23 protein-coding genes are annotated in these 21,652 nt (G+C 59.3%); 15 read left to right on the top strand and 8 right to left on the bottom strand.

Annotated features, from left to right (window positions below; translation table 11 throughout):
- Positions 1 to 433 precede the first annotated feature (433 nt).
- The gene (locus BUB69_RS27915; RefSeq protein ID WP_175561875.1) at positions 434 to 1,657 is read right to left on the bottom strand and encodes a CaiB/BaiF CoA transferase family protein; all 1,224 of its coding nucleotides are present in this window, start codon (positions 1,655 to 1,657) and stop codon (positions 434 to 436) included.
- Between the two features lie 9 nt (positions 1,658 to 1,666).
- Complete coding sequence (locus BUB69_RS27910; RefSeq protein ID WP_073173452.1) at positions 1,667 to 2,848, bottom strand: acyl-CoA dehydrogenase; 1,182 nt, start codon at positions 2,846 to 2,848, stop codon at positions 1,667 to 1,669.
- Positions 2,849 to 3,002: 154 nt separating this feature from the next.
- Between BUB69_RS27910 and BUB69_RS27905 the strand changes: the two genes are divergently transcribed.
- The 10 genes from BUB69_RS27905 (at position 3,003) to BUB69_RS27860 (ending at position 12,804) form a co-directional block, all read left to right on the top strand.
- Positions 3,003 to 3,911: a LysR family transcriptional regulator gene (locus tag BUB69_RS27905; protein WP_073173449.1), complete on the top strand. Its 909-nt coding sequence runs from the start codon at positions 3,003 to 3,005 to the stop codon at positions 3,909 to 3,911.
- A 424-nt stretch (positions 3,912 to 4,335) separates the two neighbouring features.
- A complete protein-coding gene (locus BUB69_RS27900) occupies positions 4,336 to 5,457 on the top strand; it encodes a Re/Si-specific NAD(P)(+) transhydrogenase subunit alpha (RefSeq protein WP_073173446.1) in 1,122 nt (373 codons plus the stop codon).
- 10 nt (positions 5,458 to 5,467) lie between these two features.
- Positions 5,468 to 5,791, top strand: coding sequence for an NAD(P) transhydrogenase subunit alpha part 2 (locus BUB69_RS27895; protein WP_024689111.1), 324 nt, complete (start codon positions 5,468 to 5,470; stop codon positions 5,789 to 5,791).
- Positions 5,788 to 7,242, top strand: coding sequence for an NAD(P)(+) transhydrogenase (Re/Si-specific) subunit beta (locus BUB69_RS27890; RefSeq protein ID WP_073173441.1), 1,455 nt, complete (start codon positions 5,788 to 5,790; stop codon positions 7,240 to 7,242). The genes BUB69_RS27895 and BUB69_RS27890 overlap by 4 nt, the downstream gene beginning before the upstream one ends.
- Positions 7,243 to 7,422: 180 nt before the next feature.
- Positions 7,423 to 8,916 carry a succinyl-CoA:acetate CoA-transferase ScpC gene (gene scpC, locus BUB69_RS27885; RefSeq protein WP_073173438.1) on the top strand — a complete coding sequence of 498 codons (1,494 nt, stop codon included), beginning with the start codon at positions 7,423 to 7,425 and terminating at the stop codon, positions 8,914 to 8,916.
- A gap of 319 nt (positions 8,917 to 9,235) precedes the next feature.
- Entirely contained in the window at positions 9,236 to 9,451 is a 216-nt protein-coding gene (locus BUB69_RS27880; RefSeq protein WP_024689114.1) for a DUF1127 domain-containing protein, read from the top strand.
- Positions 9,452 to 9,767: 316 nt separating this feature from the next.
- Positions 9,768 to 10,088, top strand: coding sequence for a DUF2388 domain-containing protein (locus BUB69_RS27875; RefSeq protein WP_073173435.1), 321 nt, complete (start codon positions 9,768 to 9,770; stop codon positions 10,086 to 10,088).
- A gap of 92 nt (positions 10,089 to 10,180) precedes the next feature.
- Positions 10,181 to 10,486, top strand: a complete 306-nt coding sequence (locus tag BUB69_RS27870; protein WP_073173432.1) for a DUF2388 domain-containing protein — start codon at positions 10,181 to 10,183, stop codon at positions 10,484 to 10,486.
- A 39-nt stretch (positions 10,487 to 10,525) separates the two neighbouring features.
- Positions 10,526 to 10,846, top strand: coding sequence for a DUF2388 domain-containing protein (locus tag BUB69_RS27865; protein WP_024689117.1), 321 nt, complete (start codon positions 10,526 to 10,528; stop codon positions 10,844 to 10,846).
- Positions 10,843 to 12,804, top strand: coding sequence for a DUF7844 domain-containing protein (locus tag BUB69_RS27860; protein WP_073173429.1), 1,962 nt, complete (start codon positions 10,843 to 10,845; stop codon positions 12,802 to 12,804). The genes BUB69_RS27865 and BUB69_RS27860 overlap by 4 nt, the downstream gene beginning before the upstream one ends.
- On the opposite strand, the gene BUB69_RS27855 is transcribed toward BUB69_RS27860, so the two are convergent.
- From BUB69_RS27855 to BUB69_RS27835, 5 genes are all read right to left on the bottom strand, one after another.
- Entirely contained in the window at positions 12,805 to 13,185 is a 381-nt protein-coding gene (locus BUB69_RS27855) for an SCP2 sterol-binding domain-containing protein (protein WP_073173426.1), read from the bottom strand.
- A gap of 164 nt (positions 13,186 to 13,349) precedes the next feature.
- A complete protein-coding gene (locus BUB69_RS27850) occupies positions 13,350 to 13,796 on the bottom strand; it encodes a hypothetical protein (RefSeq protein WP_073173423.1) in 447 nt (148 codons plus the stop codon).
- Between the two features lie 265 nt (positions 13,797 to 14,061).
- Positions 14,062 to 14,337 (bottom strand): HU family DNA-binding protein, encoded by a 276-nt coding sequence (locus BUB69_RS27845; RefSeq protein ID WP_024689121.1) that lies wholly within the window; start codon positions 14,335 to 14,337, stop codon positions 14,062 to 14,064.
- Positions 14,338 to 14,525: 188 nt separating this feature from the next.
- A complete protein-coding gene (locus BUB69_RS27840; RefSeq protein ID WP_073173419.1) occupies positions 14,526 to 15,674 on the bottom strand; it encodes an NAD(P)/FAD-dependent oxidoreductase in 1,149 nt (382 codons plus the stop codon).
- A 23-nt stretch (positions 15,675 to 15,697) separates the two neighbouring features.
- Positions 15,698 to 15,865, bottom strand: a complete 168-nt coding sequence (locus BUB69_RS27835) for a rubredoxin (protein ID WP_032856748.1) — start codon at positions 15,863 to 15,865, stop codon at positions 15,698 to 15,700.
- A 187-nt stretch (positions 15,866 to 16,052) separates the two neighbouring features.
- Here BUB69_RS27835 and BUB69_RS27830 point away from each other — a divergent pair, with 187 nt between their 5' ends.
- Both BUB69_RS27830 and ubiA read left to right on the top strand, forming a co-directional pair.
- Positions 16,053 to 16,613: a chorismate--pyruvate lyase family protein gene (locus tag BUB69_RS27830; RefSeq protein WP_073173461.1), complete on the top strand. Its 561-nt coding sequence runs from the start codon at positions 16,053 to 16,055 to the stop codon at positions 16,611 to 16,613.
- Entirely contained in the window at positions 16,613 to 17,503 is an 891-nt protein-coding gene (ubiA, locus tag BUB69_RS27825; protein WP_073173416.1) for a 4-hydroxybenzoate octaprenyltransferase, read from the top strand. The genes BUB69_RS27830 and ubiA overlap by 1 nt, the downstream gene beginning before the upstream one ends.
- A 20-nt stretch (positions 17,504 to 17,523) precedes the next feature.
- Here ubiA and BUB69_RS27820 read toward each other — a convergent pair whose 3' ends face one another.
- Positions 17,524 to 17,901, bottom strand: coding sequence for a COG4315 family predicted lipoprotein (locus BUB69_RS27820; protein ID WP_073173413.1), 378 nt, complete (start codon positions 17,899 to 17,901; stop codon positions 17,524 to 17,526).
- A 162-nt stretch (positions 17,902 to 18,063) separates the two neighbouring features.
- Between BUB69_RS27820 and phoB the strand changes: the two genes are divergently transcribed.
- The 3 genes from phoB (at position 18,064) to BUB69_RS27805 (ending at position 21,576) form a co-directional block, all read left to right on the top strand.
- Entirely contained in the window at positions 18,064 to 18,753 is a 690-nt protein-coding gene (gene phoB, locus BUB69_RS27815) for a phosphate regulon transcriptional regulator PhoB (protein ID WP_002555882.1), read from the top strand.
- A gap of 60 nt (positions 18,754 to 18,813) precedes the next feature.
- On the top strand, positions 18,814 to 20,136 hold the full coding sequence (gene phoR / locus BUB69_RS27810) for a phosphate regulon sensor histidine kinase PhoR (protein ID WP_073173410.1): 1,323 nt from the start codon (positions 18,814 to 18,816) through the stop codon (positions 20,134 to 20,136).
- Positions 20,137 to 20,235: 99 nt separating this feature from the next.
- On the top strand, positions 20,236 to 21,576 hold the full coding sequence (locus BUB69_RS27805) for a hemolysin family protein (RefSeq protein WP_073173407.1): 1,341 nt from the start codon (positions 20,236 to 20,238) through the stop codon (positions 21,574 to 21,576).
- The last annotated feature ends 76 nt before the right edge of the window (positions 21,577 to 21,652 follow it).

Here is a 21,652-nt window from a genome sequence, read left to right as displayed (position 1 = left end):
TCTTTCGTCTCAACCGAGGCGCGCATTCTACAGCGTCCTCTGTATCTGTCAAGCGATTATTTTCTGAAGTTTTTCGTTTTTCCCGATCAACTTCAATCACTTGCGCTTCGACCAACTCTGCGCTGCTCGTCAGCGGGAGGCGAATTCTACAGCGTTACAACCGCGTGTCAAACTCTTTTTTCTCACCGCTGTCGATTCAAACAAACTCGACCTGCTTCCTCGCTGACCTCATCCGATAAACCCTTTTAACTCATTGAATCTCAAGGCTTTTTCGTTTCCGTCTGCGCCGGAAGTGGGGCGAATTATAGACACATCACAGAGCGCGTCAACCGTTATTTTCAAATCAGATGAAATAACTCCATTCGCCCCGTTTACCTATATAGAAGAGAGCAGCATCAGAGGCGCGCCTTCTTATATAGCGACACCCCGATAGCTAGACCACACCCGCACCACGCAGGGCGATAACCTCATCTGCGCTCATCCCGAGAAGCGCCTGCAGGACCTGTGACGTGTGCTCGCCCAATAATGGAGGCGCACGCGTGTACTCCACTGGCGTCTCGGAAAATCGGATCGGGCTGGCCACCTGCGCCACGCGTCCACCCAGCGCATGAGGCAGCTCAATAGCCAACCCGCGAGCCAGCACCTGCGGATCTGCAAACACCTGAGCCAGATCGTTGACCGGCCCGCATGGCACACCCGCGGCTTCCAGCGCCTCCACCCACTGCGCCGTCGTCTTGAACACGGTTGCCTGACGAATCAACGGAATCAGTTCGGCACGATTGGCCACGCGCAGCTTATTAGTAAGGAAGCGCGGATCCGTCGCCCACTGTGACTGCCCCGCCACCTCGGCAAACTTTCGAAACTGACTGTCGTTACCCACGGTGAGGATGAAATCCCCATCCGCAGTCGGAAAGTCTTGGTAAGGCACGATATTGGGATGAGCGTTACCCAGCCGCCTGGGCGATACACCCGTGGTCAGGTAATTCATCGCCTGGTTGGCCAGGCAGGCGACCTGCACGTCCAGCAATGCCATATCGATGTATTGCCCCACGCCGCATTGATCGCGGTGGGCCAGCGCCGCAAGAATGGCGGTAGTCGAATACAGTCCGGTGAGTATGTCCGTCAACGCAACGCCGACCTTCACAGGCCCTGCGCCTTCATCGCCATCAGGACGACCGGTCAGGCTCATCAAACCGCCCAATCCCTGAATCATGAAATCGTAGCCAGCACGCTTTGCATAAGGCCCGGTTTGCCCGAACCCGGTAATAGAGCAGTAGATGAGCCCTGGATTGACCGCCTTGAGCGATTCATAGTCCAGGCCATACGCCGCCAGACCGCCCACCTTGAAGTTCTCGATCACGATGTCGGACTTCGCCGCCAGCTCTCGCACCAGCCTCTGCCCCTCGGGACGTGTGAAATCGATGGTCACCGATTGCTTGTTACGATTGGCAGACAGGTAATAAGCCGCCTCGGTCGTATTCTGCCCGGTTGCGTCCTGCAGAAACGGCGGCCCCCAAGAACGCGTGTCGTCGCCACACACGGGGCGCTCGACTTTAATGACATCGGCTCCGAGATCAGCAAGGATCTGTCCCGCCCAAGGACCGGCCAGCACCCGCGACAGATCGAGCACCCGAACGTGAGAAAGCGCCCCCATGATCCGCCCTCCTTAATAGAAGGCCTGAATGCCGGTCTGCGCGCGCCCCAGAATCAACGCATGCACGTCATGCGTCCCTTCATAGGTATTCACCACTTCCAGGTTGACCAGGTGACGGGCGATACCGAATTCGTCGGAGATGCCATTACCACCGAGCATGTCGCGCGCCATGCGTGCGATATCCAGAGACTTGCCACAGGAGTTGCGCTTCATGATCGAGGTGATTTCGACAGCCGCCGTACCTTCATCTTTCATTCGCCCCAGACGCAGACAACCTTGCAGCGCCAGGGTAATTTCAGTCTGCATGTCAGCCAGCTTTTTCTGGATCAACTGATTGGCAGCCAGAGGCCGACCAAACTGCTGACGATCAAGCGTGTACTGACGCGCCGTGTGCCAGCAGAACTCCGCAGCACCCAGCGCCCCCCAGGAAATCCCGTAGCGTGCCGAGTTCAGACACGTGAACGGCCCTTTGAGCCCGCGTACATCCGGAAAGATGTTTTCCTCAGGCACAAATACATTGTCCATGACGATCTCACCGGTAATGGACGCCCGCAGCCCGACCTTTCCGTGAATCACAGGAGCACTCAAACCAGCCCAGCCCTTCTCCAGAACAAAACCGCGAATGTCCCCCGCATCATCCTTTGCCCACACCACGAACACATCGGCAATCGGGCTATTGGTAATCCACATCTTGCTGCCGGTCAGGCGATAGCCACCCTCCACGCGCCTGGCACGAGTGATCATCGCCCCAGGATCGGAGCCATGGTTGGGCTCGGTCAGGCCGAAACAGCCAATCCACTCACCCGAAGCCAGCCTGGGCAGGTATTTTTCTTTCTGTGCCTGGGTGCCGAATTCATTGATAGGCACCATGACCAGCGAGGATTGCACACTCATCATCGAGCGGTAGCCTGAGTCGATACGCTCTACCTCACGGGCAATCAGGCCATAGCACACGTAGTTAAGCCCGCTACCACCGAATTCTTCCGGGATGGTTGCGCCCAGCAGACCCATGTCACCCATCTCGCGAAAAATGGCCGGGTCGGTCTGTTCGTGACGAAAGGCTTCCAGCACACGCGGAGCAAGCTTGCTTTGAGCGAACTGTTCGGCACTGTCACGCACCATGCGCTCTTCCTCAGTGAGCTGTTGATCCAGCAAAAGAGGGTCGATCCAGTTGAAACTCGCCTTGCCGCTCATAAAGTGTCCTCACGTGCATCTGAATGTTGTGCGTTGATCCTAGACCCCGATTGACGCACCGACAAACGAGGATTCCTCAATCTGTTGTGCTAATTTCTCACTTCGAAACCTTATAAAACTCAGCAATTCAAGATGATCAGTGAGGACTCGGTACATGAGACGCAAAATACCCAGCACAACCGCACTGATCAGCTTCGAGTCGGCCGCCCGCCACGAGAGCTTCACCAAAGCTGCTCACGAGTTATCGCTGACCCAGGGCGCCGTGTGCCGACAAATCGCAGGGCTGGAGGAGTACCTTGGCATTGAGCTTTTCCGACGCTCGCGGCGCGGCGTGAAGCTGACAGAAGCCGGGCTTTCCTACAGTCGTCGTGTCGCCATGCAGCTCGATGCTGTGGAGCGCGACACGCTGTCGATCATGGGCCAGCAAGGCACCAACGTCATTGAGCTGGCTGTCGTGCCTACGTTCGGCACGCAATGGCTGCTGCCTCGCCTCAAGGACTTCCAGCTCAAGCATCCTGAAGTGACGGTCAACCTGACCAACCGCACACGCCCCTTCCTGTTTGCCGATACCGAGTTTGATGCGGCGATCTATTTTGGCGACGCCGAGTGGTCAGGCACCGAGGCCCACCGGCTGATGAGCGAGAACTCCATGCCGGTCTGCAGCCCGTCATTCATGCGAGGCCGGGAACCTATAGAAGCAAGCGAACTGGCAGAGGTGCCGTTGCTCCAGCAGACCACGCGCCCCTACGCCTGGCGGCAGTGGTTCAACGCCCAGAACCTCAATGTGGCCCGTGACATGACAGGCCCTCGTTACGAACTGTTTTCCATGCTCGCGCAAGCGGCCATGCATGACATGGGCATCGCGCTGATCCCGCCCTTCCTTATTCAACGCGAACTGCATGAAAAACGCCTGGTGATCGCCAATCCCCGTTCGTTACCCAGTAACAAGGCTTATCACCTCATGATTCCAGAGCGAAAAGTTGAATCGGCCTCGTTGCACGCGTTCCGTGACTGGCTTATAGACCAGGCAAACGGCTACACGCTGCCATCCGAGCGGGCTTGAGGCTTGCGACGCAAAAGTAGTACACAGCGCCAGTAACCTACAGATATAAGCTTATGTCGCTTTTGCAACAGTTGTACGATAACGCTCAACATGCCCTTAAGGCCTTTGTTTACTGGGGTTATTCCATGTCTTGCTCTCCCGATCATGCGTAAACGGAAATGATCGATTTCACCTGATCCATACCGATATTTTCGTAAAAGCCCCGTAAATAAAGGCTTATAGGCGACTCTTGCGACAATAGGTCACAGGATGACTTGTAGTTAATTTATAGTCTCGTTACAGAATGTGTTGAAGCACTTCGACTTCGCCTGCAAAATGCGGCGCTCCCTGCAATCAGGGGCTGCTGATCGGCCATCCCAGACGCACCAGCCGTAGTGCGCTGGCCTATTTATGAAGATAAAAAGATCGCGCAGGAGATTTTGTCGTGCACATTGGTGTTCCCCTCGAAACCCAGTCAGGTGAAACCCGGGTGGCTGCCACCCCGGAAACCATCAAGAAGCTGATCAGCCAAGGACATACCGTCACGGTGCAAAGCGGAGCGGGCATTCATGCCAGCGTACCGGACAGTGCCTATGAGGCCGCAGGTGCCACCATTGGTGGAGCCGACGATACCTTCGCCAGCGAACTGCTCCTCAAGGTCGTGGCTGCGAACGAAAGCGAACTCGCGCTTATAAAGAGCGGCACGATCGTGATCGGGATGCTCAACCCCTTCGACAATGAGAACATCGCCCGGATGGCCGAGCGCGGCATCACCGCCTTCGCTCTCGAAGCCGCCCCCCGGACTTCACGCGCGCAAAGCCTTGATGTGCTGTCTTCGCAAGCCAACATTGCCGGTTACAAAGCGGTCCTGCTTGCAGCGCATCACTATCCGCGCTTCATGCCGATGCTGATGACGGCTGCCGGAACCGTCAAAGCGGCACGCGTGCTGATCCTCGGCGCGGGCGTTGCCGGTCTTCAGGCCATTGCCACCGCCAAGCGTCTGGGCGCAGTGGTCGAGGCCTCGGACGTGCGCCCTGCTGTGAAGGAGCAGATCGAGTCGCTGGGCGCGAAGTTCATCGACGTTCCTTACGAGACCGATGAAGAGCGCGAATGCGCCGAAGGCGTCGGAGGTTACGCCCGCCCCATGCCCGCCAGCTGGATGCAGCGTCAGGCTGCCGCCGTGCACGAGCGCGCCAGGCTTTCGGACATCGTCATCACCACGGCGCTGATTCCGGGCCGCAAGGCACCGGTGCTGCTCAGCGCCGACACCGTGGCACAGATGAAGCCCGGCTCCGTGGTCATCGACCTGGCGGCCGCCCAGGGCGGCAACTGCCCGCTCACCGTTGCAGATCAGGTCACGATCGAGCATGGCGTGACCATCGTGGGCCACACCAACCTGCCTGCGCTGGTAGCCGCCGATGCCTCGGCGCTCTATGCACGCAACCTGCTGGACTTCATGAAGCTGCTGTTCGACAAAAACGGCGCATTCTCGATCAACCTCGAAGACGACATCGTCGCCGCGTGCCTGATGTGCCGCGACGGCCAAGTCATCCGCAAGAACGGCTGAGGACACCCCAATGGAAGAGTTGATCTCCCCCGGCATCTACAACCTGATCATTTTCGTGCTGGCTATTTACGTCGGCTACCACGTGGTCTGGAACGTGACGCCTGCGCTGCATACGCCCTTGATGGCCGTGACCAATGCCATTTCTGCCATCGTGATCGTTGGCGCGATGCTCGCCGCTGCGCTCACGGTCACACCGCTGGGCAAAACCATGGGTACGCTGGCTGTCGCCCTGGCTGCGGTAAACGTGTTCGGTGGTTTTCTGGTCACTCGGCGCATGCTGGAAATGTTCAAGAAAAAGGCACCTAAAGTGAAAGACGAGGTGCAGAAACCATGAGCATGAACCTGGTTACCCTGCTGTACCTGATCGCGTCGATCTGCTTTATTCAGGCGCTCAAGGGCCTGTCTCATCCCACCACTTCGCGTCGCGGCAACCTGTTCGGCATGCTGGGCATGGGGCTTGCGGTCATTACCACGATCGGTCTGGTGTTCAAGCTGGCGGCTTTGTCGACGGCTGAAGGCACCAGCGCAGGCATCGGCTACATCGTGGTCGGCTTGCTGGTCGGCGGCACGGCCGGTTCGATCATGGCCAAGCGCGTCGAAATGACCAAGATGCCCGAGCTGGTGGCCTTCATGCACAGCATGATCGGCCTGGCGGCGGTGTTCATCGCCATCGCAGCGGTGGTCGAACCTCAGTCACTGGGCATTGTTCGCAATCTGGGCGACGCTATTCCGACCGGCAATCGCCTGGAACTGTTCCTGGGCGCGGCGATTGGTGCAATCACCTTCTCCGGCTCGGTCATTGCGTTCGGCAAACTCTCGGGCAAGTACAAATTCCGCCTGTTCCAGGGCGCACCCGTACAGTTTGCGGGGCAGCACAAGCTGAACCTGATTCTGGGCCTGGCCACGCTGTTCTTCGGCCTGACGTTCATGTTCACCGGCAGCCTCACGGCTTTCGCCATCATGCTCGCCTTGGCATTCGTGATCGGCGTTCTGCTGATCATCCCGATCGGCGGCGCCGACATGCCTGTCGTGGTCTCGATGCTTAATAGCTATTCAGGCTGGGCGGCCGCGGGCATCGGCTTTTCGCTGAATAACTCGATGCTGATCATCGCAGGCTCGCTTGTGGGCTCTTCCGGCGCGATCCTGTCGTACATCATGTGCAAAGCCATGAATCGCTCGTTCTTTAACGTGATCGGTGGCGGCTTCGGCGGCGCGACGGATACCGCTGGCCCGGCGGGTGCCAAGGAAGCACGTCCGGTGAAGTCCGGCTCGGCGGACGACGCCACTTTCCTGCTGACCAACGCCGACACGGTGATCATCGTGCCAGGCTACGGTCTGGCGGTGGCGCGTGCGCAGCATGCACTCAAGGAACTGACCGAAAAACTGGTGCATCACGGCGTCACGGTGAAGTACGCGATCCACCCGGTGGCAGGACGCATGCCCGGCCACATGAACGTACTGCTGGCCGAGGCAGAAGTGCCTTACGACCAGGTGTTCGAGATGGACGACATCAACTCCGAGTTCGGCCAGGCAGACGTGGTCCTGGTGCTGGGTGCCAATGACGTGGTCAACCCGGCTGCCAAGAACGATCCAAAATCGCCGATTGCCGGCATGCCGATTCTTGAAGCGTTCAAAGCCAAGACCATCATCGTCAACAAGCGCTCGATGGCCAGCGGCTATGCCGGTCTGGACAACGAACTGTTTTATCTGGACAAGACCATGATGGTGTTCGGAGACGCCAAAAAGGTGATCGAGGACATGGTGAAGGCGGTCGATAACGCATAGCCTCGACCTGCTCAAGCACAGCCCCGGTTCGCTCTGCGACCGGGGCTTTTTGCATTTCGCGTAACAGTGTTTTGCGCTGAGACCCGCTAATTAGAGCCCTCAAATGCGACCATGGTAGCGGGACGAAAAAAGCCCGACTCTCTAGACTTGTCGCTCGCCTCAACCTTCGAGAAAGAATCCATGCACCGTGACCGTATCCGCCTGCCCTCCCTGATGAGCAAGGTAATGAGCGCAACTGACGCCGCCGCCCTGATCGAAGATGGCATGACCGTCGGCATGAGCGGCTTCACCCGCGCAGGTGAAGCCAAGGCCGTGCCCCATGCACTGGCTGAACGCGCCAAGACCTCACCGCTGAAGATCAGCCTGATGACCGGCGCCAGCCTGGGCAACGATCTGGACAAACAGTTGACCGAATCCGGCGTACTTTCCCGGCGTATGCCCTTTCAGGTCGACAGCACATTGCGCCGCGCGATCAACGACGGCACCGTCATGTTCATCGACCAGCACTTGTCCGACACCGTTGAGCAGTTGCGCAATCGCCAGATCAAGGCCGTAGATCTGGCCGTCATCGAATGCGTGGCCATCACCGAGGAGGGCCATCTGGTGTTAAGCACCTCTGTGGGCAACTCCGCCAGCTTTGCCATTCTTGCAAAGCAGGTGATCGTGGAGATCAATCTGGCCCAGCCACTGGAGCTGGAAGGGCTGCATGACGTCTACATTCCGAGCTATCGCCCCACGCGCCTGCCAATACCGGTGCTGGAAGCCGATTCGCGGATTGGCAGCCATGCGGTCAGGATTGATCCGGCAAAAATCGTCGGCATCGTCTTCAGCAATCAGCCTGACTCGCCGTCCACAGTGCTCCCGCCGGATGTGGAAACCCAGGCCATCGCCCGGCATCTGGTGGAGTTCTTCAAAAAGGAAGTGCGCGAAGACCGTCTGACCAACACCTTGATGCCGCTGCAGGCTGGCATCGGCACCATTGCCAACGCAGTCATGCACGGCCTGCTGGATTCGCCCTTCCATGACATGACCATGTATTCCGAGGTGCTGCAGGACTCTACCTTCGACCTGTTCGACGCAGGCAAATTGAGCTTCGCCTCGGGCAGCTCCATGACGCTTTCCGCCTCCAGACACGCCCAGGTGTTTGCCGATTTCAATCGCTACAAGTCCAGACTGGTGCTGCGTCCGCAGGAAATCTCCAACCATCCGGAAGTCATCCGACGCCTGGGCATCATCGGGATCAACACTGCGCTGGAATTCGATCTGTACGGCAATGTGAACTCCACCCATGTGTGCGGCACACGAATGATGAATGGCATAGGCGGCTCGGGCGATTTCTCACGCAACGCGCACCTGGCGATCTTCGTGACCAAATCGATCGCCAAGGGCGGCTCGATCTCAAGCGTGGTACCGATGGTGAGCCACGTAGACCACACCGAGCATGACGTCGACATCCTTGTCACCGAACAGGGCCTGGCGGACTTGCGCGGGCTTGCGCCACGTGAACGCGCTCGCGTGATCATCGACAATTGTGTTCACCCCACTTATCGGGACGCACTCAATGCCTATTTCAATGCGGCGTGCGAGCGCGGTGGCCATACGCCTCACATCCTGCGCGACGCACTGAGTTGGCACCTCAATCTGGAAGAAACCGGTCGCATGTTGCCGGGCTGAACAAGACAGTTGGAAGTGAACAACTGATTTTTTTGCTGACCTTCTATCCACTATGGGCTGTACTGAAAAAAACTGTACTGCTGTACTGGTCTAAAACAGGTCTGAAACCGAGTAATTCAGATCCGCTCACGTCAAAATGCACCACAAACGTGCAGACCGGTACAGTTGCCCCAATAATGAACAAAACAGTGGCTATAAACAGTTAACTGAACCCTCACAATACAGATGAACTGTGTCTATGGAGGCTGGCCAATCGAGAGGAGAATGGGCACCAGTCAAGCAACTCACTATCCCGCCACAAGCGGAAGGAAGTCACACCATGGAACGTACAATCAGTTCCGATCTGTTCAGCGAAAGCACCGCCACTTCTGCACAAGGCTCCCTGCCTCTGCGCATGTTCGCCAACCTGATGCTCTGGCAGCGTCGCCTCTCCAGCCGCCATCAACTGGCTCGTCTGGACGCACGTTTGCTGGCCGACGCAGGTATCAGCGAAGCACAGCGTTACGAAGAGCTGAGCAAGCCGTTCTGGCGCTAATTGAGCGCCCGCTGGTCCCAGACTGCTAAAGTCTCCCGCCAGCAACCCGAATTGCTTCATACAAGACCCGTTTCAGGAGACTGATTCGGGTTTTGTCGTTTAGACAGATCCGGTTTCTCGCGCCGATCAGGTACAGTTTAAAATGTTACAAGATAAGGCCAGTACAGTTACTATTTCGTAACAGCCGTACGGCGATCTGGCACTGTGCTGCAATGACAAGCCGAGCAGCGCTGAGATAGGCTTTACGTCACACCCGGCGCACGCGGTCTTCACCTCACACAACGCCTGCCTTTATTACACCTTACGGAAACCGACCATGTCCCTGCTACGTACCCTTGGCGCTGCCGTCCTGCTGACCGCCGCTGCCACTAGCGCCCAAGCTTCCAGCTTCATCGTGACCACCGATACCGTCGTTGGCGCTGTAGCCGCCTCGACAGATGCCACATCCGATATTTCGTCTTCCTTCAAGGACGACAAGATCGTGCGCGCAGCCCGCGACGATGCCGCAAGCTTTGTAGCCAGTGCCGGCGATATCCGCGGTGCGCAACTTGAAGGCGCGTTCCAGCACATTCGCCAGCAACTGCCACAACTGCACGCCACCGATACCCAGCTGGCACAAGCCATCCTGGCTATCTGAAGAATATCTGCGGCGGCCTGCGGGCTGCCGGGGTAGCTCAGGCTAGAGCATTGCGCTAGCCTTGACGCCTGTTTTGCCAGTACGTGAAAGCCATGCGTTCATTGCACTCTCTTCCGATCGTTGTTTTCGCCAGCCTGATCTGGGTCGGTACTGCCCAGGCATTCGACTCAACCACGCAAGGCCTGGTCAAGACCGGGTTTGCCACCAGTCAGGTCAGCAGTTCACCCTTCGATAACAAGCGGGTCATGGCGGCTCAGGACGACGCGGCGGCGTTCATCGCCAGCGGCGGACAGATCCGCGGCGCCCGGCTCGAATCGGCCCTGCGCACGCTGCGTCAGTCCGATGCGAAACTTCATGCCAGCGACCTTGAACTGGCGCAGGCAATCCTCGTCCAATAACCACTTTGCCCCCTCTGCGTAACTGGAGACGTTACTGACATGCGTACGCCGCTGATTGCTGTTTCCCTTGGCCTGCTGTTGATGGCCGACTTTGCCCAGGCCCAGACGGTCGTGGCCACGAGCAATATCATTGTTCGAGCGTTCGGTCGCACTATCGACTTCACCTCCGACACCACCACTTCGATCCGTGACTCCAAGGTCGTGATTCAGGCCAAGGACGACGCGGCCAGTTACGTTGCCAGCAACGGCGACATTCACGGCGCTCAACTCGACGCTGCGTTCGATACCCTGCGTGCCCGCGTACCAGAAGCGCGCGACGCCAGCGACCAGACGCTGGCCGAAGCAATCCTCGCATTGTGAGGCGCCTCGGCGTCTGGCTGCTTGCCGGCGCATTGGCGTTGGTCGGAACTTACGCTTCAGCCAGCCTGAAGCTCGAGCTGCACACCGACGGCCTCGATGCCGCTCAACAGCAAGCCAGTCAGGCGCTGCTTGACGAAGCCATGCGCGCCCTGCCGCCCAGCTTCGTCGAGGCGCTGGATCGCCGCGTCGATGTGAGCTGGTCCAGCGACATGCCGCAAAATGCCTATGGTCAGGCGGCCGGGCCTTATCAGCTGTACCTCAATACTCATCTGCTGGCGGGACTGGTCGATGGCTCTGCAGCCACCAAACAGACCGGCCGGCCCCATGGCACAGTGCGCCGCGAAATGCTTGCCACGGTGCTGCATGAGCTGACGCATATCTATGACCGGGCGCGCCTGTGGTCTGATACCGAGCGTGCCACCCTCATCCGTTGTTCGCGACGCAACAGTTCGCTGGGCAATATCGGTCTGCCGGACGACTGCCGAGGCCAGGCCGAACGACGTTTCACCCTGAGCGATGACCCCCGGTTACTGGATCTGGCAGGCTGGCAACAGTACGTCGGACGGCGCGGCGAGCGAGAGCAGCATAACGGCCAGGTTGCCCGCAGCCCCGACATCTACGAGACCACGAGCCCGCTCGAGTTCGTGGCCGTCAACATGGAGTATTTCCTGCTCGACCCCGCGTATGCCTGTCGCCGTCCCGCCCTTTATGCCTATTACAAGGAGCGCTTTGGCTGGGCGCCTGCTGCGCGCGACGCGTGCCCTACGTTTTATCCTTACCTGAATGCGGGGAGCGATTTCGGACGAGAACCGCTGGGCAAGCTGGACCCGGAACGGGTGTACGCTGTCGACTACCTGCTGGCCGAGGCCAACCAGAATTGGGTCAGTCGCTGGGGCCACAGTATGTTGCGACTGGTGATCTGCAAGCCAGGCCGCCCACGCGGGCCGGATTGTCGACTGGACCTGGATCAGCATCTGGTCCTGTCTTACCGGGCTTTCGTCGGGGATGTTCAGTTGTCCAGCTGGGACGGCCTGATGGGCGCTTACCCTTCACGGCTGTTCGTGCTGCCGCTGGCTCAGGTGATAGACGAGTACACCAAGACCGAACTGCGCAGCCTGGCCTCCGTGCCTATCACACTGTCACGCCCCGAAATCGAAGGGCTGGTCCAGCACGCCGCCGAGATGCACTGGAGCTACGACGGCAACTACTATTTCCTGTCCAACAACTGCGCGGTCGAGAACCTCAAACTGCTGCGCAGCGGCACGCATAATCCCAAGCTGGTCGGCCTGGACAGCATCCTGCCCAATGGCCTGCTGGAAGTGCTCAAGGGGCGTGGCCTGGCCGACACCAGCGTGCTGGATGACCCGAAAGAAGCGTTGCGTCTGGGCTACCGGTTCGATTCCTATCGAGACCGTTATCAGGCCATGTTCGAGGTCTTGAAGAAGCACCTGCCGGTCAAACAGAATGACGTGGAAGCCTGGATGAGCCTGCCTGCTGCCGAGCGCAGTCAGTGGTTCGACAAGGCCGACCTGCCCACCAGCGCCGCCATCCTGCTGCTGGAGCAGGCGAGTCTGCGTCGGCAGCTGCTATTGGCGCAGGACGAAGTGAAGCAAAGCTATCTGGGCGCGCGCGAACAGAAAGACGGTCGCGTCTCCAAAGCGACCGGTACCTTACAGGAACTGCTCGCCAGCAGCGGATTTCTGAGCCGTCCTGCAGAATTGCTCGGCACCCGGGGTTATGGCCTGCCACAAGCTACCGAGTGGCAGCAGCTTGAAAGCGAAAGCAGCCAGCGGCAGAAGCAGTTGAAGCGCCTGACCGGGGATCTCGACAAGGAGGTACGTGCATTGCTGGAGCCTGCTCGCGCCAAGGAAATCGCAGCGAACGAAGCCAACCTCAAACAGGTGGGCGAGCACCTTCGCGCCCTGCACAAGGCGGCCGGCGGATTGCAGTTGCCTTGATCAGTTGCTCTTCTTCTTTTTGGGTTTCAGGTATTTGGTCAGGCCCTGAAACCAGATCACGTGGGCCGGGTTGCCCTTGATCTGAATGTCCTTGTCCTGAATACCTTTCATGAATGCCAGCTGCTTGTTTTTGGCCTGCATCGTGGCGAACCCGAAGGCTGCATCGCGGAACGAGATGGCAAAGGCGGGCTCGGCGACCTTTCCGCTTTTGCTGCTGATGCGCTGATCCTGAACGATGAAATGGCGGGCGATCTTTCCGTCTGCGGTCTGCAGTTGAAACGTCAGCGCCTTGCCTGCCAGCTGTTGCTGGAAAGCGGGATTGTTGCGACTGGCGCGGCTCATCAGCAGGCCAAGCATCCAGAGAAGAAAACGAAATTTCATGCACTGCCTCAACGATAGTTAACGCCGATGATCAGATTCGGCATGGCAGTGTAGCGGGTTATCTGGCCAAATCCTGTAGGACAATGCAGATTTTCGGCGGAGATCGACGCAAATGACTTTTATCGAAAGCGCTGCTCTTTTACCAGCAGCGCCCCCACAGCCCATCAGCGAATGCTGTTGATACTGCCTTTGTTACCGGTGACCTTCACGCCCACCTGCTTGAAGATGAAGTAGTCCTTGACGCTGACTTCGTAGCGAGGCGCCACGATCAGGTCGGCACCGGAGGATTTAACGGCCTTGTAGGCTGCTGCTGCCTTGGTGGTTGAAACCGGGTCCGGCAGTGCCAGGCCCAGACCACCGCCGCCACCGCTTGCACCGCCGTACGCGACGCCGTCTGCGAATTGCGTATCGCCGCCGATGCTCAGGAAGTTGAACAGGATATTGGTGGAGGACTCACCGCTGATGATGCCGCCGACTTTGACGTCAGCCTTCAGATCGGTTTTGACCGTGCCTTCCAGGGGGGCAGTCGGCTGACTCACGTTGTAGCTGACACAGCCACTGGTCGTGGCGATCAGTGTGGCGACAGCAGCGGACTTCCATAATTTTTTCATGCGTGACTTCCCAGAATTGATATTCAACACCGCGTGACCTACGACCAGCGGGAGCAGGACTTTAGGGGAATACACAGCTAGAAGAAGTCAGGAAAGACTGCATTTCAGGCGGGCAAATAAACGCAGTTAAGTAGGAAATATCCTGCTGACAGGCAAGGCGCTGGCTGAGCACCTGCAAACGAGCGCCCATGAAAAACGGGCACCCGGTAAGACCGGTGTGCCCGTCAGTGAACCGATCGCCCTCCGCCAGGGCGCTCGGCCGGTGTCAAGGATTGACGCTGTCTTTAAGCGCCTTGCCTGGCTTGAAGGCAACGGTGTTGCTTGCCTTGATTTTCACCGGCTCACCCGTTTGCGGGTTCTTACCGGTGCGGGCTCCACGATGGCGCTGCAGGAATGTACCGAAGCCAACCAGGGTGACACTGTCCTTGCGATGCAGTGCGCCGGTGATTTCTTCAAGAATGGCATTGAGAACACGGTTGGATTGCTCTTTGGTCAGATCCGCCTTTTCAGCAATGGCGGCTGCAAGTTCTGGTTTACGCATATGAAGCCTCTTTTACGGTTTTTGTTTTTATGTCCCGTGCTGCTTATGAAAAGCAGTAACAAGGCGCCGCGACGGCTCTACGTAGCGGCAGACGAGAGCGAGGATGGCATGCCGACGTGACCCGCGCCAGTGCATGGGCCACGTTTATTGGCACAAATAAGTGGTCTATCCGACAAAATGACGCGAAATTATGCCAATAACGCAGGTAAAACCTTGTTCAGGGCGAGTTTTTCCATAACGGCGGTTCCGGTCAGCGCATAACCCAGCACGCGCCCCTGAGCGTCATGACACAGCGCCTTGATGTCTGCGCCCTCACCCTCAATGCTCCAGGTGCCATCCGTCCCGCGTGGTGGCGGGGAAACGACCAGCGGACAGGCCGGGGTCTTGACCGTTATCGGCATCGGGCCGTACTTCACCGCTGTCGGAGTTCCCGCCAGGGTCTGGGCCAGAGCGCGTGCGCAACTCATCAACGGCATCACGTACAACAGGTTCAGCCCATCGACTTCTGCACAATCGCCCAACGCATAAATACTGGCGTGTGACGTCTGCAACTGGCGGTCGACCAGAATGCCTCGCCCGGTCTGCAAGCCTGCGGCGGCAGCCAGATCGATCCGGGGACGCAGGCCGATGGCAGAGACCACCAGGTCGCAGTCGATCAACTGGCCGTCGGACAGGTGGGCTTGCAAGCCTTTATCGCTGCGTTGCAGACGCGTGAGCACCGGGCCAAGGTGGAATCGCGCGCCCATCGCCTCAAGGCCCGCCTGAACAGCGGCCGCAGCGGCAGCGGGCAACAGGGTCGGCATCACGTGTTCGCACGGCGCGACCAGCTCGACTTCGTAGCCGCCCAGCATCAGGTCGTTGGCGAACTCGCAGCCGATCAGCCCGGCCCCCAGAATCAGCACCCGGCGCTTGCCCGCCGCGGCCGCTCGGAAGCGCGCGTAATCCTGTAGATCATTGATCGGGAACACAGCATCGCCAGCGTCACCTTCGACCGGCACGCGAATCGTCTCGGCGCCCCAGGCCAACACCAGATCGCGGTAATACACCGCCTCTTCACCGATCCACAGACGCTTGTGGCCAGGGTCGATGCCGCTGATGCGCGTGTGGGTGCGCACCTCGGCCTTGAGCTGGTCAGCCATGGCGCCAGGCTCAGCCATGCTCAGACCGTCGGCTTCCTTGTTCTTGCCGAACCCGGTAGACAGCATGGGCTTGGAGTAGGACCGGCCGTCATCGGCAGTGATCAACAGCAGCGGTGTTTCACCGTCCAGCTTGCGAAACTCCCGAGCGAGGTTATAACCCGCAAGGCCGGTACCGATGATGATGACAGGTGCGCTCATTGCTGTTTCCCGAGTCTGGTGGATCAACCGATTTCGATCATTTCAAAGTCCATCTTGCCGACGCCGCAGTCCGGGCACAGCCAGTCTTCCGGTACGTCCTGCCACAACGTGCCTGGCGCGATGCCGTCATCCGGCCAACCATCGGCCTCGTTGTAAATCAGGCCACACACAACGCATTGCCACTTCTTCATGAATCGGTTCTCTTCTTGGTCAGGCTGATAAGGGTAACGCGGTCTTACGCCGCTTGAAGGGGCGTTGTACTGATCGACACGCCCGGATGCAAGTCCGTTCGTATAACCGGCTGTTTTAAGGACCGTCGGTCGGTACTGGCAATCATGCTAAGCTCGCGACCCCAATGACTGCCGACCATTGCTTACCGTGACCCAGCAAAACCCTGCCCTTACGACGCCAGTCTGGCGTGAACACCCACAGTCGATGGATGCGCCGGAGCCGGTCATCCGTGAGTGGCTGTTCAATCAGGACTCCCTTACCCGCCGGTTGAATCGCCTGTCCGAAGGGCGCTTCAGTGTGGCGCCGCTGTTTGAAGGCTGGCAGCGGCTGCGCGATGAGGAGTGTGCGGCGCTGGCCCTGCCCTCGAACAGCGAGGGCTGGGTGCGTGAAGTGTATTTGCTGGGCAATGGCAGCCGATGGGTCTTCGCGCGCAGTGTCGCGGCCCGCAGCGCCTTGCACAACGGCGGTTTGCAGATGGAAGAGCTGGGCTCGCGCTCTCTGGGCGAGCTGCTGTTCAGCGACCCGGCGTTCGACCGCGGCGCACTTGAAGTCTGTCGCTACCCCGAAGCCTGGCTGCCGCCCGCCGATTCGGCCGAAGGGCTATGGGCTCGTCGCTCATGCTTCAGCCGAGGCCCGCTACGCGTGCTGGTAGCCGAAGTCTTCCTGCCGCCCTTCCTGAGCGTGATCCAGAACAAGGAACAAGCCTGATGTACCTGTCGCTGCTCAAATCACTGAATCGCCTGAATCCACGTGTCTGGGATTTCATCCAGCTGACGCGGATCGACAAGCCGATCGGTGTCTATCTGCTGCTGTGGCCGACGCTCTGGGCGATCTGGATTGCCGGCAAGGGTTCGCCGTCACTGGCGAACGTGCTGATCTTCGTCGTCGGCGTGTTCCTGATGCGCGCAGCAGGCTGCGTGATCAACGATTACGCCGACCGCAAGGTAGACGGCCATGTGAAACGCACCGAGCAACGTCCGCTGGTGAGCGGCAAAGTCAGCGGGCGCGAGGCATTGGTTCTGTTCGCCGTGCTGGTGGGCCTGAGCTTTATCCTGGTGCTGTTCACCAACGCCGCCACCCTCTGGCTGTCGTTCGGCGGTCTGGCGCTGGCGGCCTGTTACCCGTTCATGAAGCGCTACACCTATTACCCGCAGGTGGTGCTGGGCGCAGCGTTCTCGTGGGGAATGCCGATGGCGTTCACGGCAGAAACCGGCGAGCTGCCCGCCGCTGCCTGGCTGCTGTACATCGCCAACCTGCTGTGGACAGTGGGCTACGACACCTATTACGCCATGGTGGACCGCGACGACGACCTGAAGATCGGCGTGAAATCCACCGCCGTGCTGTTCGGCGATGCGGACCGCGTGATCATCCTGACCCTGCAGGCTCTGGCGTTAGGGTGCCTGATGCTGGCCGGTTCGCGGTTCGGGCTGGGCCTCTGCTTCTACGCCGGTCTGCTCGTGGCGGCAGGCTGCTTTGCCTGGGAGTTCTGGAGCACGCGCCTGCGTGAGCGGGACGCGTGCTTCAAGGCGTTTCTGCATAACCATTGGGCGGGACTGGCTATATTCCTCGGTATCGTCGCCGATTACGCACTGCGCTGACCGCCCTTGGGTATCACGATTCAGGGCTTGGCAATGTGCCAGACGCCGCCTTTGCCATCGCCAGTGACCTCACCGGCCTTGGTGTCATTTTTGAAGGTGTAGAGCGGATTGCCGTTGTAAGCCCACTGACGGGTCTTGTCGTCACGGGTGATCACCGTCCATTTACCCTCGGCGGAGCTGTCGGCCTCGGCGGCAAGCGGCGGCCAGTTGACGGCGCACTGATCGTTACAGGTGGACTTGCTCCCCTCATCCTTGTCGTACGTGTAGAGCGCCATGCCTTTATGATCGACCAGTTTGCCTTCCTGGGTCATGGCAGGCTCGGCCGCGAAGGCCAGTCCAGACGATGCAAGGGCGGCGGCAGCCAGTAGACATTTGAGTGCAGTAGAGACGTTAGCCATCGGATACATCCTCTTTTTTATCGTTGAAATGAGTTCAAGACAGCCCACCCAGCTTAGTCGGCCAGGGGCATGCGTGATAGCCTCATTCAAACCTGTCACACGACTGCAATAATTCCGTTATCTAATGCGCCCCAAGACAGTTAAATGACACGAGGTTCAAGCATGGCTGGCAGGAGCATTCTGATCGTTGACGACGAAGCGCCTATTCGCGAAATGATCGCCGTTGCGTTGGAAATGGCCGGCTACGACTGTATTGAAGCCGAAAACTCTCAGCAGGCCCACGCGATCATCGTCGATCGCAAGCCGGACCTGATTCTGCTCGACTGGATGCTGCCAGGCACCTCCGGCATCGAGCTGGCACGTCGTCTCAAGCGCGATGAGCTGACCGGGGATATCCCGATCATCATGCTCACGGCCAAGGGCGAGGAAGACAACAAGATCCAGGGCCTTGAAGTGGGCGCTGACGACTACATCACCAAGCCTTTTTCGCCCCGCGAACTGGTGGCACGCCTGAAGGCCGTATTGCGTCGTGCCGGCCCTACCGACGGCGAAGCGCCCATCGAAGTGGGCGGTCTGCTGCTCGATCCGATCAGCCACCGCGTGACCATCGACGGCAAACCGGCAGAAATGGGCCCGACCGAATACCGCCTTCTGCAGTTCTTCATGACCCACCAGGAGCGCGCCTACACTCGCGGGCAGTTGCTGGACCAGGTCTGGGGCGGCAACGTCTATGTCGAAGAACGCACCGTGGATGTTCACATTCGTCGTCTGCGCAAAGCCTTGGGTGATGCTTATGAAAATCTGGTACAAACCGTGCGCGGCACGGGCTATCGCTTTTCCACCAAAAGCTGACAGCCGTTTCGCAGACACAGGGCACCGGCCAGCGTGCACCAGACAAGGATGTATCTTTAATTGAATCAAAATTGGCATGGCACCCTGATACGCCACATGTTGCTGCTGGTGACTGCCTGCCTGCTGGTCGGCCTGATCAGCGGACAATACGGCTGGAGCCTGTCCATAGGGCTGGGCCTGTACCTGGCCTGGACCCTCAAACAACTGCTGCGCCTGCACGAGTGGCTCAGCAGCCACAAGGCCGACGAGCCGCCACCTGATGGCTACGGCCTGTGGGGCGAAGTCTTCGACAGCATCTACCACCTGCAACGCCGCGACCAACGTGTCCGGGGACGTCTGCAGGCGGTGATCGACCGCGTCCAGGAATCCACCGCCGCCCTCAAGGATGCGGTGATCATGCTCGACAGCGAGGGCAATCTGGAGTGGTGGAACCGTGCTTCCGAAACCCTGCTGGGACTCAAGACGCCGCAGGACAGCGGGCAGCCGGTGACCAACCTGGTGCGCCACCCGCGCTTCAAGGAGTACTTCGCGCTGGGCAATTATGCCGAGCCGCTGGAGATCCCCTCGCCCACCAACGATCACCTGCGCATTCAGTTGCTGATCACCCGTTACGGCAACAATGAGCACCTGATGCTGGTGCGCGACGTGACGCGCATCCATCAGTTGGAACAGATGCGCAAGGACTTCGTCGCCAACGTCTCCCATGAGCTGCGCACGCCGCTGACGGTGATCTTCGGCTATCTGGAAACCCTGCTCGACAACGTGGAAGACGTGAACCCGCGCTGGGTGCGGGCGCTGCAACAGATGCATCAACAGGGCGGGCGCATGCAGACGCTGCTCAACGACCTGCTCTTGCTGGCCAAACTCGAAGCCACTGATTACCCGTCGGACAACAACCCGGTGGTCGTCAGCAGCCTGCTAAAAACCATCAAGGCCGACGCCAAGGCCCTGTCGGGCAGCAAGAACCAGCAGATCAACCTCAGCATCGAAAGCGAGATGCGCCTCAAGGGCAGTGAAACCGAGCTGCGCAGCGCGTTTTCCAACCTGGTATTCAACGCGGTCAAATACACGCCGGCCGAAGGCACCATTCGGATTCGCTGGTGGGCGGACGAGCGTGGCGCACACCTGAGTGTGCAGGATTCAGGGATCGGCATCGAGACCAAACACCTGCCGCGCCTGACCGAGCGCTTTTACCGCGTCGATACCAGCCGAGCCTCCAATACCGGCGGCACGGGGCTGGGGCTTGCGATCGTCAAGCACGTCCTGTTGCGCCATCGCGGCACCCTTGAGATCAACAGCGTGACAGGCAAGGGCAGCGTTTTCACCTGCCATTTTGCCACCAGCCAGATGTGCAAACCCGAGAGCGACGAATCAGACTACTAGGCAATCGCTCACACAGCCGCTACATTGCCGGGTTCATGGCGCATTTTCGGCGCAGTATCACCCCCCTTTTTGTTAGAACGGACCCCGTAAAACCCCACCATGGACCCTTCCCCTAGTTTTAATCTGTCTTCACTCTTCGCCGATTTCGGCATGATTCTTTTTGCTCTGTTCCTGGTCCTGCTCAACGGTTTCTTCGTTGCGGCAGAATTCGCCATGGTCAAACTGCGCTCCACGCGGGTCGAGGCCATTGCCCACAAGAACGGCTGGCGCGGGCACATCCTGCGCAAGGTACACGGCCAGCTCGACGCCTACCTGTCGGCCTGTCAGCTGGGTATCACCCTGGCTTCCCTGGGCCTGGGCTGGGTCGGTGAACCGGCTTTCGCCCACCTGCTGGAGCCACTGCTCGCGGCCATGGGCGTCGATACGCCCGAGCTGATCAAGGGTGTGTCGTTCTTTACCGCCTTCTTCATCATCTCCTACCTGCACATCGTGATCGGCGAGCTGGCCCCCAAATCCTGGGCGATCCGCAAGCCGGAGCTGCTGTCGCTGTGGACCGCCGCGCCGCTGTACCTGTTCTACTGGCTCATGTACCCGGCGATCTACCTGCTCAATGCCAGCGCCAACGCGATCCTGCGTATCGCAGGCCAGGGCGAACCCGGTCCGCATCACGAACACAGCTACAGCCGCGACGAACTGAAACTGATTCTGCACTCCAGCCGTGGCCAGGACCCTAGCGATCAGGGTATGCGCGTCCTGGCGTCGGCCGTGGAGATGGGCGAGCTGGAAGTGGTGGACTGGGCCAACTCCCGCGAAGACATGGTCACACTGGATTTCAACGCACCGCTCAAGGAAATCCTCGCGCTGTTCCGTCGTCACAAATTCAGCCGCTACCCGGTGTACGACGCTGAGCGCGGCGAGTTCGTGGGCCTGTTGCACATCAAGGACCTGCTGCTCGAGCTGGCGGCGCTGGACCATATTCCCGAGTCGTTCAACCTGGCCGAACTGACCCGCCCGCTGGAACGCGTTTCCCGGCACATGCCGCTGTCGCAACTGCTGGAGCAGTTCCGCAAGGGCGGCGCGCACTTCGCGGTGGTCGAGGAAGCCGACGGCAAGATCATTGGCTACCTGACCATGGAAGACGTGCTCGAAGTGCTGGTGGGCGACATTCAGGACGAACACCGCAAGGTCGAGCGCGGCATCCTGGCCTATCAGCCGGGCAAGCTGCTGGTGCGGGGCGATACGCCGCTGTTCAAGATAGAGCGCCTGCTGGGCATCGACCTGGATCATATCGAAGCCGAAACCCTGGCAGGCCTCATCTACGAAACCCTCAAGCGGGTGCCGGAAGAAGAAGAGCAGATGGAAGTCGAAGGCCTGCGCATCATCATCAAGAAGATGAGAGGCCCCAAGATCGTGCTGGCCAAGGTCTTGAAGCTGGATTGAGGCTTACACCCTGCGGGGCGTATGCACGTCCCCGTGGGAGTGAGCTTGCTCACGAAGAGGCCGGTTCATCCGCCAG

The organism is Pseudomonas asturiensis, from assembly GCF_900143095.1.
Taxonomy (GTDB): Bacteria; Pseudomonadota; Gammaproteobacteria; order Pseudomonadales; family Pseudomonadaceae; genus Aquipseudomonas; species Aquipseudomonas asturiensis.
Note: the sequence above shows the minus strand (reverse complement) of the source record. Positions and strands in the feature narration are given on the sequence as shown.